Annotated in this window: 15 protein-coding genes; 3 read left to right on the forward strand and 12 right to left on the reverse strand. The window is 67.8% G+C overall.

Annotated elements, in window-relative coordinates:
- From QCD75_RS11545 to QCD75_RS11580, 8 genes are all read right to left on the reverse strand, one after another.
- Positions 1–274, reverse strand: a 274-nt coding sequence (locus tag QCD75_RS11545; protein WP_441005472.1) for a hypothetical protein, incomplete at its 3' end; no start/stop codon positions are given.
- 115 nt (positions 275–389) lie between these two features.
- Positions 390–1,460, reverse strand: a complete 1,071-nt coding sequence (locus QCD75_RS11550) for a Gfo/Idh/MocA family protein (RefSeq protein ID WP_301228707.1) — start codon at positions 1,458–1,460, stop codon at positions 390–392.
- A 91-nt stretch (positions 1,461–1,551) separates the two neighbouring features.
- Positions 1,552–2,259 carry an ABC transporter ATP-binding protein gene (locus QCD75_RS11555; RefSeq protein ID WP_301228709.1) on the reverse strand — a complete coding sequence of 236 codons (708 nt, stop codon included), beginning with the start codon at positions 2,257–2,259 and terminating at the stop codon, positions 1,552–1,554.
- Between the two features lie 2 nt (positions 2,260–2,261).
- Positions 2,262–3,716 carry an ABC transporter permease gene (locus QCD75_RS11560; protein WP_301228711.1) on the reverse strand — a complete coding sequence of 485 codons (1,455 nt, stop codon included), beginning with the start codon at positions 3,714–3,716 and terminating at the stop codon, positions 2,262–2,264.
- Between the two features lie 210 nt (positions 3,717–3,926).
- The gene (locus QCD75_RS11565) at positions 3,927–5,027 is read right to left on the reverse strand and encodes a substrate-binding domain-containing protein (protein WP_301228712.1); all 1,101 of its coding nucleotides are present in this window, start codon (positions 5,025–5,027) and stop codon (positions 3,927–3,929) included.
- 63 nt (positions 5,028–5,090) lie between these two features.
- Entirely contained in the window at positions 5,091–6,359 is a 1,269-nt protein-coding gene (gene mmsB / locus QCD75_RS11570; protein ID WP_301228714.1) for a multiple monosaccharide ABC transporter permease, read from the reverse strand.
- 58 nt (positions 6,360–6,417) lie between these two features.
- Positions 6,418–7,974 carry a multiple monosaccharide ABC transporter ATP-binding protein gene (gene mmsA / locus QCD75_RS11575; protein WP_301228716.1) on the reverse strand — a complete coding sequence of 519 codons (1,557 nt, stop codon included), beginning with the start codon at positions 7,972–7,974 and terminating at the stop codon, positions 6,418–6,420.
- A 131-nt stretch (positions 7,975–8,105) separates the two neighbouring features.
- Complete coding sequence (locus tag QCD75_RS11580) at positions 8,106–9,296, reverse strand: ROK family transcriptional regulator (protein ID WP_301228718.1); 1,191 nt, start codon at positions 9,294–9,296, stop codon at positions 8,106–8,108.
- A 340-nt stretch (positions 9,297–9,636) separates the two neighbouring features.
- Between QCD75_RS11580 and QCD75_RS11585 the strand changes: the two genes are divergently transcribed.
- Entirely contained in the window at positions 9,637–10,428 is a 792-nt protein-coding gene (locus tag QCD75_RS11585) for a nitrilase-related carbon-nitrogen hydrolase (RefSeq protein WP_301228720.1), read from the forward strand.
- Here QCD75_RS11585 and QCD75_RS11590 read toward each other — a convergent pair.
- Entirely contained in the window at positions 10,407–12,113 is a 1,707-nt protein-coding gene (locus QCD75_RS11590; RefSeq protein ID WP_301228722.1) for a PucR family transcriptional regulator, read from the reverse strand. The genes QCD75_RS11585 and QCD75_RS11590 overlap by 22 nt on opposite strands.
- A gap of 149 nt (positions 12,114–12,262) precedes the next feature.
- On the opposite strand from QCD75_RS11590, the gene QCD75_RS11595 reads away from it, so the two are divergent.
- On the forward strand, positions 12,263–13,804 hold the full coding sequence (locus QCD75_RS11595) for an amino acid permease (RefSeq protein ID WP_301228724.1): 1,542 nt from the start codon (positions 12,263–12,265) through the stop codon (positions 13,802–13,804).
- A complete protein-coding gene (locus QCD75_RS11600; RefSeq protein ID WP_301228726.1) occupies positions 13,801–15,504 on the forward strand; it encodes a flavin monoamine oxidase family protein in 1,704 nt (567 codons plus the stop codon). Before QCD75_RS11595 ends, QCD75_RS11600 begins: the two co-directional genes overlap by 4 nt.
- A gap of 16 nt (positions 15,505–15,520) precedes the next feature.
- Here the strand turns inward: QCD75_RS11600 and QCD75_RS11605 are convergent, their stop codons facing one another.
- From QCD75_RS11605 to purU, 3 genes are all read right to left on the reverse strand, one after another.
- The gene (locus QCD75_RS11605) at positions 15,521–16,039 is read right to left on the reverse strand and encodes a gamma carbonic anhydrase family protein (protein ID WP_301228728.1); all 519 of its coding nucleotides are present in this window, start codon (positions 16,037–16,039) and stop codon (positions 15,521–15,523) included.
- A 137-nt stretch (positions 16,040–16,176) separates the two neighbouring features.
- Positions 16,177–16,590 (reverse strand): class I SAM-dependent methyltransferase, encoded by a 414-nt coding sequence (locus tag QCD75_RS11610; RefSeq protein WP_301228730.1) that lies wholly within the window; start codon positions 16,588–16,590, stop codon positions 16,177–16,179.
- A gap of 81 nt (positions 16,591–16,671) precedes the next feature.
- The gene (purU, locus tag QCD75_RS11615; protein WP_301228732.1) at positions 16,672–17,532 is read right to left on the reverse strand and encodes a formyltetrahydrofolate deformylase; all 861 of its coding nucleotides are present in this window, start codon (positions 17,530–17,532) and stop codon (positions 16,672–16,674) included.
- Positions 17,533–17,583 lie beyond the last annotated feature (51 nt).

A 17,583-nucleotide genomic window follows, 5' to 3' on the forward strand; every position in this document is an offset into this window, starting at 1 on the left:
CGGTTGTCGGGAGCGCCGTGGGTGCGGGGGCGGGCACGGTTGTCGGGAGCGCCGTGGGTGCGGGGGCGGGCACGGTTGTCGGGAGCGCCGTTGGTGCGGGGGCGGGCACGGCGACCTGGACCACCGCGCCGTCGGTTGTCGGAGGGGGAGTGGCGGTGTCGTCCGCGCAGGCGACCGTGGCGGAGAGCGTCAGCCACGCGATGCCGGCGATGCCTCCCAGGAGTACCCGCCGGAGCTGACGGCGTGCGCGCAACGGGACTGATGCTGGGTCCACGTGCACACCCCATTTCCCCGAAAGCTCGATGGTTGCCTATAGGGTAAGTCCGCGCGTGGGCGTGAGTCCAGAGCGTGCCGTAAACCAGAGCCGATTCAGGCGCCGGAAACCGCGGTCACCGGGCGTCGTTCGGGTAGCTGACGCCCAGTTGGGCGCGCACCCCGTCGAATAGCCGCATGGTGTTCAGTGAGTCTTCGAGCGGCATCACGGGGCTCTCGGTCAGTCCCTGCTGGATGCAGCGGGTCACCTCGCGCAGCTCGTAGCTGTAGCCCCGCCCCACGACGTCGAAGGACTCGCTCCGGGGCTCGTCGAAGCCAACGCGGACCACGAGCTCCTTGGGGTTGTTGATCGAGCCGATGGACTGCAGGAACCCCCCGCCGCCCGCCACGGTGGCGGTCCGGGGGCCGTGCGCCAGCAGGGATGAGGTCAGCTGGGCCTGGGCGCCGTGGTGGTAGCCGAGCGTCAGCGCGTTCTGGGCGTCCACGCCGTCGTCGTTCAACCAACCGGTGGCACTGACGGTCTGCGGGAAGCCCAAGGTGCCCAGTGCCCACAGCAGGGGGTAGACGGTGAGATCCAGCAGCGCGCCGCCGCCATCCTTCGGGGCCCAGAGGCGCGAGGAGGGCGAATACGGCGCCGGGAAGCCCAGGTCCGCTCCCACCCACTTGACCTCCCCGATCTCGCCGGAGCCGGCGATCTCGAAGGCCCGCTGCATGCCCGGCAGGAACCGGCTCCACATCGCCTCCATCAGGAACAGGCCCTTGGCGCGCGCCAGCGACACCAGCTCGGAAGCCTCCCTCGCATTTACAGTGAGTGCCTTTTCGCAGAGCACGTGCTTGCCCGCGTTGAGGGCCGCCATGGCGATTTCGTGGTGGTGGGCGTGCGGGGTGGCGACGTAGACGACGTCGACCGCGTCGTTGGCGAGCAGCCGGTCGTAGCCGGACCGGCCGTTCAGGTCCCCGTAGGCGCGGGCGAAGCCGTAATCGGCGGCGAAGGCATCCGCCGCCGCCTGGGTGCGGGAACTGACCGCGTAAAGCTCGGCGTCGGCAAGGAGTTCCAGGTCCCGGGTCACGGCCGCCGCGATGCCTCCCGTGGCGACCACGCCCCAGCGCAGCCTGGCGCCGGTGGCCGTCCGGGGATCGGGGTCCTGCTGGCTGGACAACCAGGGCGTGGCGATGTGTGCGCTCATGGAGTCATCCTCTCACCCGGGCGGGGCGTGCCCAGGATGCGCACGCCGAAAGCCGGGAGCGGTGTGTAATGCGACGCTCCCGGGCCGTGGGTTAGGCGGGTGACGCTGCGGCGATCCGGCTGCGTGCCGCCTCCTCCGTCAGTTGGCCCTGCTGGAGCCGGAACCGCCGATCGGTCTTGTTGGCGAGCGAGCGGTCATGCGTGACCACCAGGATGGTGGTGTTGTGGTTCCGGCTGAGCGAACTGAGGAGCTCGATAATGTGCTCGCCGGTCTGTTCGTCCAGGTTCCCCGTGGGCTCGTCCGCGAGGATCAGCTTCGGGGCGTTGGCCAGCGCGCGGGCGATCGCCACCCGCTGCTGTTCGCCGCCGGAGAGCCGGTTGATGCGGCGGACATGCTTGTCCGGATCAAGCTGTACCTGCTCCAGCAGATGCCGGGCCCGCTCCTGGCGGGCCGCCTTCCGGATCCCGGCAAACTCCATCGGCAGCATGACGTTGTCCAGCGCGGAGAGGTTCGGGATCAGGTTGAACTGCTGGAACACGAAGCCGATGTCCCGCCGGCGGTATTCGGTGAGCTGGCCGTCCGGCATGCCGGCCAGGCTCACTCCGTTGACGAGTACATCCCCGCTCGTGGGCTTGTCGAGGGCGCCGAGCAGGGACAGGAGCGTGCTTTTGCCGCTGCCGCTCTTGCCCACGATCGAGGCCAGGGTGCCCTGCTCGAGCTCGAAGCTCACATCGTTGACCGGGGTGATGGTGCGGTCGCCGGACTTGAACGTGCGGACCAGGTTCTTGACTTCGATCATGGCTACTCTCCTCGGAGGACTTCGATGGGACGGATGCGGGCGGTCAGCAGGGCCGGAACCAGCGCCCCGATGATGGCGACACCAAATACTGCCGCGATCCCGCCTGCGATGACGCCGGGGGAGGCGCTCGCAGTCACGGAGGTCAGCAGCTGGTTGGCCCCGCCAAGCGGGTTCCCGCCGGGGAATCCGGCGCCGCCGGGTACTCCGCCGGGAAAACCCTGGCCGCGCCGGCCGGTAGTCGCCGCCGCCGTCGCGGTGTTGGAACTGATCAGGGCGGAGGCGATCCCGCCGCTGGCGAAGGACGCGACGGCGGCACCCACCACACTGCCCATGGCCACCAGGACCAGGGCCTCCAGCACGAACTGCAGGCCGATGGTGCGGTTCGGCGCGCCGATCGCCTTCAGGACACCGATCTCCCGGCGGCGCTCACGGACCAGCATGACCATGATCAGCAGGATGATCAGGCCCGCGGTGGCCAGGGCGGCCACGAAGGCGATGAAGGAGATGTTCTTGACACTCCCGAGCGAGCTGACCGCGGTCTGGAGGTTCCGCTGGCCCTGGCTGACATCGGCCTTGTCGGTGCCGAGCGCGGCCTGCAGCGCCGTCTTGGCGGCGTCGACGTTCTCCATGGAATTGACCGTCACGACCATCGTGGACAGTTCGCCCGGGAGGTCCGCGAGGGTCTGGGCGGTGGGGAGCGTGAGGTAGAGGGCGTTGTTGCCGAAGGCGGTTCCGGCGTCGAACAGGCCCGCCACGGTGAAGCTCTGGTCCTTGATGGTGAAGGTTGAGCCAACGGACAGGCCGTTCTTCTCGGCCAGGGTGGTGCCCAGCAGGGCGCCGGTGGAGGCAGCCGTGTAGTCACCCAGGCCCGTGCCCTGCGTCAGCGCCAGCGCCTTGCCGGTGGTGTCCACCTCGGCGCCGATCCCGGTGGCCGTGACGGGCACGGAGAACGCCGGTGCGGTGCTGCTCCCGGATGTTCCCGTGCTTCCGGTGGCGGCCTGGTTGCGGTTGCCGAGCGTGCCGGCGTCGACGGCGGCCGTGAGGCTTGTGGTCACGGCGGTCGCGGACTGGCTGCCTGGACCTGCTGCGCCGCCCTGCCCGCCAGGGCCTCCCGCGCCGGCCTGGGTGCCGGTCTGGGCCGCGACTTCCGCGGCGTTGCGCAGCCGGAGGGCCTTGGTGCCGACGACGGTGCTCACATTGGGCACGGCGGCCGCCGTCGCTGCCTGTTCCGCGGTCAGCGGCTCGCCGCCGCCCTCGAAGCCCTGGCCGCCTGCCGGGTTCACGGTCAGGACTGTGCCCACCGAGGCATTCAGTTCCGCGACCTTCCCCGCGACGGCTTGGTTGGCCACCAGCATGGCCAGGGCGAGGCCGATGGCAACCGCCAATACGGCCACGACGGCCGCTGTTCGGACCTTGTTTCTGAAGGCGTTGCCTATACTTCGGGCAAGGACGCTCACGTGACTCCTAGGGATCTCAGGCCGGCCGGAAAGGCCGGCGGCTGACACCAGACTGGTACGGGCTGCTGTGCGGACCGCCATCCGAAGCTATGGATCCGCTGTGAAGATGCGCACCGGGGCACCCGGGCTGCAAAAAGCCCCGGCCCGCCAGGAGGCGGAACCGGGGCTTTTCGGGGTGCTGTTCAGACAGGAACTACTTCCAGACAGGAATTACTTCGTCAGCGGCCCGAGTACCGGATCGTTGACGTAGGCCGTCTTGACGTTTTCCTTCGTCACGATGACGGGCTCCAGCAGGTATGCGGGAACAACCTTGACCGTGTTGTTGTAGGACTTGTCATCGTTGATCTCAGGCTTCTTGCCGGCCTGGATGTCCTTGACCATGGTGATTGCGTGCTCCACGAGCTTGCTGGTGTCCTTGTTGATGGTGGAGTACTGCTCACCGGCCATGATGGACTTCACGGACTCAACTTCGGAGTCCTGGCCGGTGACGACGGGAATCGGTTTGCCGGCAGCCTTCACCGAGGTGATGATCGCGCGGGCCAGCGTGTCATTGGGGGACAGCACGCCGTCGAGCGTTGCGCTGCCGTAAGTCCCGGCGAGCAGGGTGTCCATGCGCTTCTGGGCGTTTTCTGCCTTCCAGCCCTGGGTCACCGCCTGCTCGAACGTCGTCTGGCCGGAGAGCACCTTGAGGGTGCCGTCGTCGATCTTCGGCTTCAGCACGCTCATGGCACCGTTGAAGAAGACCTTCGCGTTGGCGTCATCCGGGGAACCGGCGAACAGTTCGATGTTGTACGGCCCGGACGGCTTCTTGGCCTTCATGCCTTCCAGCAGCGCCTGGCCTTGGAGTTCACCGACCTTGAAGTTGTCGTAGGCCACGTAGTAGTCCACGTTGGGGGTGTTCAGGAGCAGCCGGTCATACGCGATGATCGTGGCGCCGGCGTCTTTGGCCTGCTGGAGCTGGGTGCCCAGCTGCGCGCCGTCGATGGCGCCGACGATGATGACCTTGGCGCCCTTGGTGATCATGGCGCTGATCTGGTTCTGCTGTTCCGAAACGCCGCCGTTGGCGAACTGCACATCCGGCGTGAAGCCGGCATTTTTGAGGCCGTCGTTGAAGAGTGTCTCCGCCTGGACCCAGTTTTCGGACGTCTTCTGCGGGAGCGCGACGCCGATGGTGGAGTTCTTCGGGAATGCTTCGCCCCCGGAGGACGAGCCGCTGGTGGTTCCGGTGTCGGAACGGCCGCAGGCTGTCAGCGCCAGTGCCGCAATAGCAGCGATTGCTGCTGCCTTTCCTGCTTTACCAATCATTCGCATTGCTTGGTTCACTTTCTTTAGGTGGTGTGCGGAGAATCGCGATGGAACGGATCAGGGGGCGAACTAGGCGCCCTTGGAGATGACCTCTTTGGTGGACGTGGTCTCATCGGCCTTCATCTCGCTGCTCCGGCCGAAGTTCTTGAACATCAGGCCGATGATGGACTTCTTGCCCTGCGTCTTGTTGTAGACGTCGAACGCGACGGCGATCAGGAGCACGAGGCCCTTGATGATCTGGGTGAGGTCGGCGCCGACGCCGAGGAGCTGCAGGCCGTTGTTCAGCACGGCCATCACCAGGCCGCCGACGATCGAGCCGATCACGGTGCCGACACCGCCGGTCACCGCGGCGCCGCCGATGAACACGGCCGCGATGGCATCCAGTTCCCAGCCAACGCCGTCGAACGGGCCCGACGCGGTGGAACGGCCCACGAAGATCATGCCGGCGAGTCCGGCCAGGACGGACATGTTCATCATCACCAGGAAGTTGACCTTCTTGGACTGGACGCCGGAGAGCTCGGCGGCGTGCCGGTTGCCGCCGACGGCGTAGATGTGGCGGCCGATGACGGTCTTGGAGGAGATGAAGCCGTAGATGATCACGAGTGCCGCCAGGATGAGGCCCGGGATCGGAAAGGACGTGCCCGGCCGTCCGGTGGCGAAGAGATAGGTCGCGTAGAGGATGGCGCCGCAGACCAGGACCAGCTTGGTGATGCTGACCCAGGCTTCGGGCACCTCGGCGCCCAGGGCCTTGGCGTTCCGGCGGGAGCGGATCTCGCTGAAGATCACGAAGGCCACTCCGAGCAGACCCAGCAGCACGGTGAGGTTGTTGTACCCGGTGGTCGGCCCGATTTCGGGCAGGTAACCGGAGCCGATCTTCTGGAAGTCGGCGGGCACCGGGATGGTGTTGGACTTGCCCACGTACTGGTTGGCGCCGCGGAAGATCAGCATGCCGGCAAGCGTGACGATGAACGCCGGGATACCGACATACGCGGTCCAGAACCCCTGCCACGCGCCGATCAGGACACCCAGCAGCAGCCCCAGGAGGATGCCCAGATACCAGGGGATATCCCAGTCGCGCATCATGAGGGCCACGCTGACGCCCACGAATGCCGCGACCGAGCCGACGGAGAGGTCGATGTGTCCGGCGATGATCACCAGGACCATGCCGATGGCAAGGATCAGGATGTAGGAGTTGCCGTTGAAGAGGTTGATGACGTTACCGGGCGTGAGGGTGTTTCCGCCGGTGGCGACCTGGAAGAAGATGATCAATGCCACCAGGGCGAAGATCATGCCGAATTGGCGGGTGTTGCCGCCAAGGAGCTTCTTGAGCGCGTTCATTGTTTCAGTCCTTGTTTCCGGAGTGTTCGGAGTCTTCGGTGCAGCTGGCCCCGGCGGGTCAGGCGCTCTTGCGTGCGGAGGTCATGAGCTTCATGAGGTTTTCCTGGCTTGCTTCGTCCTTGTTGAGCACGCCGGTGATGGCCCCCTCGAAGATGGTGTAGATGCGGTCCGAGAGGCCCAGCAGCTCGGGCAGCTCCGAGGAGATCACGATGACGCCCTTGCCCTGGTTGGCGAGCTGCTGGATGATGCCGTAGATCTCATACTTGGCCCCGACGTCGATTCCGCGGGTGGGTTCATCCAGGATCAGCAGTTCCGGGTCGGTGAACATCCACTTCGCCAGCACCACCTTCTGCTGGTTGCCGCCGGAAAGTTTGGCGACGCCCTCCTCCACCGACGGAGCCTTGGTCCGCAGCGATTTGCGGTACTGCTCAGCGACGGTGAAGACCTTGTTGGCGTCAATCACGTTGTGCTTGCTGACCTTCTTGAGGTTGGCAGAGACCGTGGTGGCCTTGATGTCATCGAGCAGGTTCAGCCCCAGGGACTTGCGGTCCTCGGTGACGTAGCCCAGCCCGGCATCGATGGCCTGCTTGACGTTCTTGAGCTCGATCTCCTTGCCGTTCATGTAGATCTGCCCGGAAAGGAAACGGCCGTAGGAGCGGCCGAAGACAGAACGGGCCAGCTCGGTGCGTCCGGCACCCATCAGGCCGGCGAAGCCGACGATCTCACCGCGCCGGACGAAGAAGTTGGAGTTCTTGCAGACCATGCGGTCCTGGATCTGCGGGTGGCCCACATTCCAGTTCTTGACCTCGAAGAAGACCTCCCCGATCGTCGGCTCGTGGTCCGGGAAGCGGGATTCCAGCGTCCGGCCCACCATGCCCTTGATGATGCGGTCCTCGTCAACGCCGTCGGCCTTGACGTCGAGCGTCTCGATCGACTTGCCGTCACGGATGATGGTGATGGAGTCCGCGATCTGCTCGATCTCGTTCAGCTTGTGGGAAATGATGATGGAGGTGATGCCGCGGCCCTTCAGGCCGAGCATCAGGTCCAGCAGGTGCTGGGAATCCGATTCGTTCAGGGCCGCCGTGGGCTCGTCGAGGATAAGCAGCTTCACCGACTTGTTCAGGGCCTTGGCGATTTCGACGAGCTGCTGCTTGCCGACGCCGATTTCCTTGATCGGGGTCTCCGGATCCTCCCGCAGCCCCACCCGTGCCAGCAGTTCGGTGGAACGGACACGGGCCTCGGCCCAGTCGATCACCCCGCGCTTGGTCGGCTCGTTGCCGAGGAAGATGTTCTCCATGATGGACAGCTCGGGGATCAGCGCGAGTTCCTGGTGGATGATCACGATGCCGGCGTGCTCGCTGGCCCGGATGTCCTTGAACTGCTGGACTTCGCTCTGGTAGACGATGTCCCCGGTGTAGGTGCCGTACGGGTAAACCCCGGAGAGCACCTTCATGAGGGTGGACTTGCCGGCGCCGTTTTCGCCGCAAATGGCGTGGATCTCACCGGCCTTCACCCGCAGGTTCACCTCGGCCAATGCTTTAACGCCGGGAAACTCTTTGGTGATGGAGCGCATCTCGAGAATAATCGGATCGCTGTGCGTGTTGAGGGACGTCATCTGCCCTTACGCCTCCAATGCATGACTTCGTTGTCCGCCCCTGCAAACCGCAGGGCCGTCTGATGGAAAAGTAAACTGGATCACAGGCCTTGTCGTCAAGTCTTTAACGCAACGGCCCGATAACGAAAACTTCAGTTCCGCCGGATTCCGGCGTGCTGGAACACCAGGGCCGTGGCCCCGAGGGCCTCGGCCCTGTCGCCGAGCGAGGACATCGTGAGCGTAGTCGTCTCGCCGATCACGGGCACCGCGTGCCGGACCAGTCCCCGCCGGATCGGGTCCAGCAGCAGCTCCCCGAGTCCGGCCAGCGGCCCGCCGACCACGATCACCTCGGGGTTGATCAGGTTGGCCACATTGCCCAGCGCGCGGCCGACGGCGAGTCCGGCGTCGTCCACCACGCGCAGGGTGGCGGAGTCCCGGGCGAGGGCCTTGCGGACGATGTCCTCCGGGGTCAGCGGCTTGTCCTCGCCGCGGCCCAGGAGTTCGATCATGGTGGTGGTCGAGGCGATGGTTTCCAGGCAGCCGCGGTTCCCGCAGCGGCAGACCAGCCCGTGTTCATGGATGGTCGCGTGGCCGATTTCGCCGGTGATTCCGACGTTGCCGTAGTAGGGCATCCCGTTCAGGATCAGCCCCGCGCCGATGCCGGATCCGATCTTGAGGAACATCAGGTTGCTGATCCCGGTGTGCGGCCCCCACGTGACTTCCGACAGGGCGCCCAGGTTGGCGTCGTTGTCCACGAAAACCGGTAGATCCAGTGCTTCCTCGAGGCGTTGCAGGATATTGATGCCCACCCATTCGGGCAGGATGGCGCCCTGCGCCACCGTCCCCGTGCGGCGGTCGATGGGGCCCGGGATGCCGACGCCGGCCCCGACGACGGCGCTGCGTTCCACACCGCTGCCGGCCAGGAGCCGGTCCAGCAGTGCGACGGCGGCGCTGATGCCCTCCTCGGCGTGGTGGCCCAGGGGGAGCAGGACCGATTCCTCGGCGATCACGTGGTAGCTCAGTGAGGCCAGGACGACGCGCAGGTGCCGGCGGCCGAAGTCTATGCCCACGGCGACGGCGCCGTTGCTGTTGAGCCGGACGTTCAGGGCCCGCCGACCGGAGCTGGTGATCGGTTCGGTGGAGGCGAGCCCGGCGTCCTGCATGATCTTGACGATGTTGGAAACGGTGGCCGTGGAGAGGCCGGTCTGCCGGGCGAGTTCCGCCTGGGTGGAGGGCCCGGCGAGCAGGCATTCAATGATCCGCTGCTGGTTCAGATGCCGGAGCGCGGACTGGGATCCGGGGTTTTTCGTTCGGCTCCTCGTTGAGCGCGTTGGGGAGGGCATGCTATGAAGAGTGCCGCATTCGCGTCTTGTAGTCAAGAAGTTAACGCAAGGTAGGTGAGGAAGTCGTCCCGAAGGGCCGGTGGTGCGCCCGCCGGCAGGCCAGTGGGCGCACTGGCGGGGAATGCCGGGGCGTTCCGGACCGCTACGGCCAGCGCCGCACAGGGAATTTGGAGACGATCCGCCCCGCTGGGGCGGGGGCCGGGCGGGTGTTTGCGGGGCGATCCGCCCCGCTGGCGCGGGGGCCGGGCGGAAATGCACCGGCACGGGGACGCCGCCTCGTGGCTACGCTGGAGGGCGAGGACCCGCCGCCAAGGGCGGTCCGCTGGATGCTGAGGTGGTAATGGTGCTACTGGCCCTGATGCAGGCGAACGCCGCGGTGCTGGACGTTGGCGCCAATTGTGCTGCCGTGGAGGCCGCCGCGCGCAAGGCTGCGGCCGCCGGCGCCCGGCTGCTCCTGACCCCCGAGCTCTTTCCGGTGGGGTACGCGCCCCTGCGGCTGCGGGCGGAGTTCGACCCCACGGCGCTGCCCTCCATCCGGCAGGCCCTGGCGGAGATCGCCCGCCGGAACAGCATTGCGCTGGTCTACAGCCTGCCCGCCGTCACCCCGCCGGGGGAGTGGCAGATCACCGCCACCCTCGTCGATGAGGCCGGGGCCGAGCTGCTCAGCTATGCCAAGGTTCATCTCTTCGGCCCGGAGGAGCGCCAGGCGTTTGTCCCGGCGGGGGAGGGCCCCAGAGTCGTGGACTTCCATGGAATCAGGACTTCCATGGTGATCTGCTACGACGTGGAATTTCCCGAGGCCGTCCGGGCCGCCGCAGTGCGCGGCGCCGAACTGCTCCTCGTCCCGACCGCCCTCGCCGAGGGCTTCGATACCGTCCCGCAGTTGCTGGTCAGGGCGCGGGCGCTGGAGAACCACCTCACACTCGCCTACGCCAACCACTCCGGAACCGAGGACGGCTGCGATTTCCTCGGCGGCAGCGTCGTTGCTGCGCCGGATGGCTCGCTCCTGGCCGCCGCCGGCGCCGGGGCCGAACTCCTGTTCGCGGAGCTGCCCGCGCGGGACACCTCCGGCCCCGAGGTGGCGTACCTGGACGATCGCCGGCCGGAAGTCTACCGCTCCTGGGGCAGCTGACCGGCCAGCCCGCCCGTGTACTGCAGCGCAATCCAGAGCTCCGCCCGGGCCTGGGCCTGGTTGAGATCCAGCTCGAGCAGCTCCGCGAGCATGCCGATCTGCCGGCGGACGCTGTTGCGGTGCAGGCCGGTGGCCTTCGCCGTGGCGTCCCAGCTGCCGTTCTCGCCGAGCCAGGCCCGGAGGATGCCGAGCAGGGCATCCCGCCTTTCCGGTTCCATGGCCAGCACCGGGGCCAGCAGCCGGGCGGCCAGCATGGCGCCGGCCTCCTGGCCGAGCAGCCCGGCCACGGACCACGTCACGTCATCCACCCGGACGCTGTGACCCGTGGTGCCCACGCGGCTGCGGAGCGACGAGGCGAGCCGGTAGGCCTCCGCCAGCCCGGAGAGTTCCGTGGCGCTCCCGATCACGAGGCGCCAGCCGAGCCGTTCGACGCCGGCCAGCAGGGCGTCGTCGACCTTCAGCCTGGTAATCGCGGCAAAGCCGTAGTCGGTGATCTCCACCAGTTTGGTATCAAACATCCGGCGCCACTCCAGCAGCTCCCGGACGGGACTTTCGCCCGAGCGGGCAGTGTGGCCGGTGGCGGGAGTGCCTGCCGGGCCGTCCGGGCGCCCGGCAGGCTCCGGGCGGAGGCCCAGCAGCACACGCAGCGGCCCGGACCGGGTGGTGGAGACACTCTGGGCCAGCAGGTCCTTGAGTCCGTTAAGGTGCCGGGTGCCTCCCGTCGCCAGGCTGTCCGGATGAAGCAACAGCGCGGTGGCGAGCTGGCTGGGGGCCAGTGAACCGCTGGTGCGCTGGCGCACCAGCAGCTCCAGCAGTCCGACGGCGGTGGAGACGACGCTGTTCTGCGCGGGGGTCAGCGGCGTGTCGGTGCCGAGGATCAGGGCACCCAGGTTGGCGTCCCGGGTGCTGCGCAGCGGATACCCGAAGACCAGCGCCGACCCGGCCGTGCCGAACGAGTCCATCTCCACGCGGGGGCCGCTGCCGGACAGCAGCCTCGCCAGCAGGGGCTGCAGGACGGCCAGCTCCACGCCGGGCGTGGCGCGTTCCCCCGGGGCGCCGGCACTTGCGGCACTTGCGGCGCCTGGGGCAGCCGGGGCGGTGGCAGTTCCGCGGGCCCGCAGCCGCCCGTCGGCACCGACGAGCACCGCCCATACCGGAACCCGCTGCACGAGGGCGGCCAGGAGTTCGTGTTCCGGCCGCGCCGACAGCACGGCGCGCATGAGCTGCCGGTTGGTGTCCGCGAGCTGCCGGAACGTCGTGGCGTTGTCCGATTCCAGCAGTTGCGAGAACGCCAGGCCGACGGCGGCGAAGGGCACGGTCTTCGGGACTGCCACGAGCGTGAGGTTGTGCCGCCGGCAGGCCAGGACCACGGCCTCCGGCACCTCATCGAAATAGGGTTCCAGGCCGAAGCCCAGGGCCGAGACCCGCGCCGCAACCAGCCGCTGCACATAGGCATCCACGAACTCCCCGCGGCCGCCCGCACCCAGGAACGGGAGGCCTGCGGTGAGCAGGAACTCGCCGTCGAGCAGGTAGGGGGTGGGATCCTCCAGTTCACTCGGCTCCACCCAGCGAAGCCGCTCCGCCCCGTTGCCGCCGTCGTGCAGCACGGAAAGTTCCGGCGGCAGTTGGCGCAGGAACTGGGCCAGGGTGACGAAACCCAGCCTCTCGCCGTCGTCAGCAGCCACGGATGCCACCGGTGTCCGGAACAGCGGGCTTCAGTGCATTACGTCTCATGACTGAAGACTATAGGTCATTTTGCACAATCGTGAGAGCTGGCTCACACGCCTAGGCTGGACGCGGGGAAAAGACCACTACTGAAGAACGGACGTCAACGATGACTGCGCCAACGCTTATTGGAGAACGGCCGCCGGCCACCACGGGCCGCCCCGGACTGACCGCGCAACTGCTTCGCCGCAAACCAATCGGACAGCTCGTCAGCGAAGCCGAAACCGGCCACGGCGGCACCAAGCTGGTCCGCAGCTTCGGGGTGTTGCACCTTACGATGATCAGCGTCGGGGCCACCCTGGGAACCGGCATCCTGGTGATCCTGAGCGAATCCGTCCCGCTTGCCGGCCCGGCCATCTGGATCTCCTTCGCGATCGCCGGACTCGCCGCGCTGCTCTCCGCCATCTCGTACGCCGAAATGGCCGGACTGGTGCCCGCGGCAGGATCGAGCTACTCCTACACCTACGCGACCATGGGTGAGGGCATGGCCTGGATCTGCGGCTGGTGCCTCGTGCTGGAATACGCCGTCTCCGTGGCCGCCGTCGCCGTCGGTGCCGGCCAGTACGTGAACGAGGCGCTTGCCGTCTTCGGGCTGGAACTCCCGGACGCCATCTCGCAGCCACCCGGCGACGGAGGCGTGCTCAACGCGCCGGCGATCGTGATCGTGGTCCTTGCCATGGCCCTGCTGGTCCGCGGCGCCAGGGAAAGCGCCTGGATCAACACAGCCATTGTGCTGGTCAAGGTCGGCATCCTGGTGTTCTTCTGCGCGGTGGCCTTCACCGCCTTCAACGGCGCACACTTCGAGCCGCTGATGCCGATGGGCGCCGCCGGCGTCTCGGCCGCCGCCTCCCGGGTGTTCTTCTCCTACATCGGCTTCGACGCGGCCTCCACGGCCGGCGAGGAAGCCCGCAATCCCAAGCGCGACCTGCCCCGGGCCATCCTGCTCTCGATGCTGATCGTGACCACCATCTATGTGCTCGTCGCGGTCGCAGCGATCGGGGCCCGGCCCTGGGGCTGGTTCGACGGCACCGAAGCGGCCCTCGTGAAAATCCTGGAGGAGACGACCGGACAGCCCTGGATTGCGCTGGTGTTCGCCGTCGGGGCTGTGCTGGCCATCGCCAGCATCGTGCTGACCGTCCTCTACGGGCAGACCCGCATCCTGCTCTCGATGGCCCGGGACGGCATGGTCCCCAAAATCTTCGGCCGCGTCTCACCCCGCACCGGCACCCCGGTGGCCGGCACCCTGATCGTGGGCACCGCAGTCGCCCTCACGGCCGGCCTTGTCCCGCTCGGCGCGCTGGCCGACGCCACCAGCATCGGCACGCTCTTCGCCTTCGCGCTGGTCAACATCGCGGTCATCTACTTGAGGCGCAACCGGCCGGAACTCACGCGGAGCTTCCGCGTTCCGCTGTTTCCGCTGACGCCCATCCTCGGCGCCGTCATGTGCGGCTATCTCATGCTCAACCTGGGCGCCCAGACCTGGGTGGTCTTTGGACTGTGGATGCTGGTGGGCCTGGCCGTCTACTTCGGCTACGGCCGCAGGAACTCCCGGGTAGCGGCGCTCAGCAACGAGGAATACCGTGAACTATCCGGCGCAGCCCCCTCCGACACCGCGTCCGCTCCCGAACCGATGAAGGCACACCACTCATGACGACCGCAACAGAACTCCCGGCTCCCGGGCCGGCGACGCCGGGCACCGGCGCCGAGGCGCCCATCACCATGCTGAATCCGGACTTCCCGTTCAGCTACGACCATTACCTGGCCCACCCGGACGGCCTGGGCGCCATCCCTGCCGGGCTGTACGGGACCGAAGTGGCCGTAGTCGGCGCCGGGCTTTCCGGGCTCGTAACGGCCTACGAGCTGATGAAGCTGGGCCTGCGTCCGGTGATCTACGAGGCGGACCAGATCGGCGGCCGGTTGCGGACCGCGAGCTTCCCCTCCGCCGCCGGCGTCGTCGCCGACCTCGGCGGGATGCGCTTCCCCGTCTCCGGCAGGGCTTTCTACCACTATGTGGAGCTGCTCGGCCTGGCGACCGAGGAGTTCCCCAATCCGCTGGCGGCCGCCACGTCCAGCACAGTCATTGAGCTCGCCGGCGAGAAGTACTACGCCCGCACGCCGGCGGACCTCCCGCCGTTCTTCCGGGAGGTCGCCGAGGCGTGGAAGGCCGCTGTCAACGACGGGGCCAGGTTCGCCGAGATGCAGGAAGCCATCCGCGCCCGGGACACCGCCAGGATCAAGGAGCTCTGGAACGCGCTGCTTCCCCTGCTCGATGAACAGACCTTCTACGGTTTCATCGCCGGCAGCGACGCGTTCAAGCAGGCCGGGTTCGCCCACCGCGAGGCCTTCGGGCAGGTGGGCTTCGGCACGGGCGGCTGGGACACAGACTTCCCCAACTCCATCCTCGAAATCCTGCGCGTCGTCTACACCGACGCCGACGACGCGCACCGGTTCATTGCCGGCGGGGCGCAGCGGCTCCCGGAGGCGCTCTGGCAGCACGCGCCGTCGGGCATGGCCCACTGGCCCGAGGGCACCTCACTGGCCTCACTGCACGCCGGCGCACCGCGGGGCGCCGTGGACCGGATCGCCCGGGACGGCAGCGGCGACTTCCGCATCCGGGAGCGGTGGGGCCGCGAGGCCGCCTATCCCGCCGTCGTGACCACGTGCCAGTCGTGGCTCCTGTCGACCCGGATCCACACCGAAGAGACCCTCTTCCCGGCGGAACTGTGGACCGCGATCGAACGCTCGCACTACATGCAGTCGTCAAAGACCTTCGTGATGGTCGACCGGCCGTTCTGGAAGGACATCGATCCGGCGACAGGCCGCGAGGTCATGTCCATGACGCTGACGGACCGGCTGAACCGTGCCACCTACCTCCTGGACAACGGACCGGACCGGCCCGCGGTGATCCTGCTCTCCTACACCTGGAACGACGACGCGCTGAAATGGCTGGCCCTGGACGCGGACCAGCGGGTTGAGCTGATGCTGCACTCGCTCGCGCAGATCTACCCGGACGTGGACATCGCCAGCCACATCGTCGGCCAGCCGATCACCGTCTCGTGGGAGGCGGACCCCAACTTCATGGGCGCCTTCAAGGCCAACCTGCCCGGACACTACCGCTACCAGCAGCGGCTCTTCACCCACTTCAAGCAGGACAAGCTTCCGGACGCCCAGCGCGGCATCTTCCTGGCCGGCGATGACGTGTCCTTCACCGCGGGGTGGGCGGACGGCGCCGTGACCACGGGGCTGAACGCGGTCTGGGGAGTCGTCAACCACCTGGGCGGGTCATCGGCAGCCGGCAACCCGGGCCCGGGCGACGTGCTGGGCGAGCTGGGCCCGATCCCGCTGGACTAGGTGCCCAGGCGTGGGCTCAGGCGTGCAGTTCGCGGTGGGCCCGGGCCAGGTCCTGGTAGTGCGCCGCGTTCTGCTGGACGCCGGCGAACTCCTCGTCGCTCAGTTCGCGCCGGACCTTGGCGGGCACCCCGGCGACCAGTGAGCGCGGCGGGACCACCGTTCCCTCCAGTACGACGGCGCCGGCAGCGACGAGGGAGCCGGCGCCGATCACCGCTCCGTTGAGGATGGTGGCGCTCATGCCGATCAGGCAGTCATCCTCGACCGTGCAGCCGTGCACGACGGCGCTGTGGCCGACGCTGACCCGGGCGCCGACGGTGCAGGGAAAGCCCGGGTCCGCATGCAGCACCACGTTGTCCTGCAGGTTGCTGCCGGCGCCGACGGTGATCGCGGCGGTATCGGCCCGGACGGAGACGCCGTAGAAGGCGCTGGAGTTCTCGGCGAGTGTGGCCTTTCCGATCACCGAGGCGCTCGGTGCGATGAAGGCGGATTCGTGGACAGCCGGGGTATCGCCGGCGAAAGCGTAAATGGGAGCCATCCCCCCAGCCTAGGACACCCCGCACCCCCGTTGCCCTATCACTTGTGGTTGCCATCAGCGCTGATGGCAACCACAAGTGATAGGGCAACGGGGGGTGGGAGGGGGGAGGCGGTGGGAGGGGGGTGGAGGGATGGAGGTCACGCGGGGGAGCGGAGCACCGTGAAGCCTGCGCCCTGTTCGGGCTGGCGGGCTTCGGGGAGCACGACGGCGATCGGCGCCCCGGGCGCGGCCACCCGCCCCAGCTCCTGGACGACGCCGTCCCAGTCCTCCGGGGGCAGTCCCGCGAGGGCGTCCACAGCCCACACCGAAGGGAACACCGAATCGGCGAAGGGCAGGGCGGGGGCCGCCGCGACCGAGGCTTCCAGGCCCCGGGCCCGCGCTGCATGGATGTTCTCCTCGGACGGGTCGACGCCGGTGAAGTGGATGCCGGACTGCACGAAGCGCAGCCCGTCCGTACCCTGGCCGCAGTCCAGGCCCAGCACGCCCCTGCGGCCCTCCGCTTTGAGCAGGGCGACGAACTCGGTCAGCGGGTCTTCCTGGGAAAGTGCCATACCCCTATTCAATGACCGCCGTCAGCTGAAAACAACCGGGCTCAGTTGAAAACAGGGGTGCTCAGCTGAAGACAACCGGGCTCAGTTGAAAACAACCGTCCGGTTGCCGTCCAGCAGGACCCGGTGCTCGGCGTGCCACTGCACCGCCTGGGCCAGGGTGCGGCCCTCCACGTCGCGGCCCATCTGGACGAACTGTTCGGCCGTGCGCCGGTGGTCCACCCGGATGACTTCCTGTTCGATGATCGGGCCCTCGTCCAGGGCCGCCGTTACATAGTGCGCGGTGGCGCCGATGAGCTTCACGCCGCGGGCGTGAGCCTGGTGGTAGGGCTTGGCGCCCTTGAAGGACGGCAGGAAGGAGTGGTGGATGTTGATGGCCTTGCCGGTCAGCTCCTGGCACAGCTCGTTGGAAATGATCTGCATGTAGCGGGCCAGGACCGTCAGTTCGACGTCGTGCTCGGCCATCAGCGCCCGCAGTTCGTCCTCGGCCCGGACCTTGGTGTCCGGGGTGACCGGGATGTAGTGGAACGGAATGCCGTAGAACTCGGCGAGGCCCGCCAGGTCCCGGTGGTTGGACACGATGGCCGGGATCTCGATCGGCAGGGTGCCGGAGCGCTGCAGGAACAGCAGGTCATTGAGGCAGTGCGCGGAGGTGCTGGCCATCAACAGGGTGCGCACCTTCCGGCCGGCCGGGTTGAGGCTCCACTGCATGCCGAAGGCCTGGGCCACGGGCTCGAGGGCGGCCTGAAGTTCGATGGGGGAGGCCGCCGTCGTGGCCTCGACGCGCATAAAGAACGTCCCGGTGCTCTGGCTGCCGTATTGCTGCGAGTCCGTAATATTGCAGCCGGCAACGAGCAGGGCGCCCGCGACGGCGTGCACGATGCCGGGGCGGTCCGGGCAGGAAAAGGTCAGGATGTAGGAAGCAGTCAGCTGGTCGTCAGTCACGAAGACAGCCTACCCGCGGGTACGCGCCGGCTGGGGCCGGGCCGCCGGCCT

Origin of the sequence: Arthrobacter sp. PsM3 (assembly GCF_030433895.1) — a bacterium.
Lineage (GTDB): Bacteria > Actinomycetota > Actinomycetes > Actinomycetales > Micrococcaceae > Arthrobacter.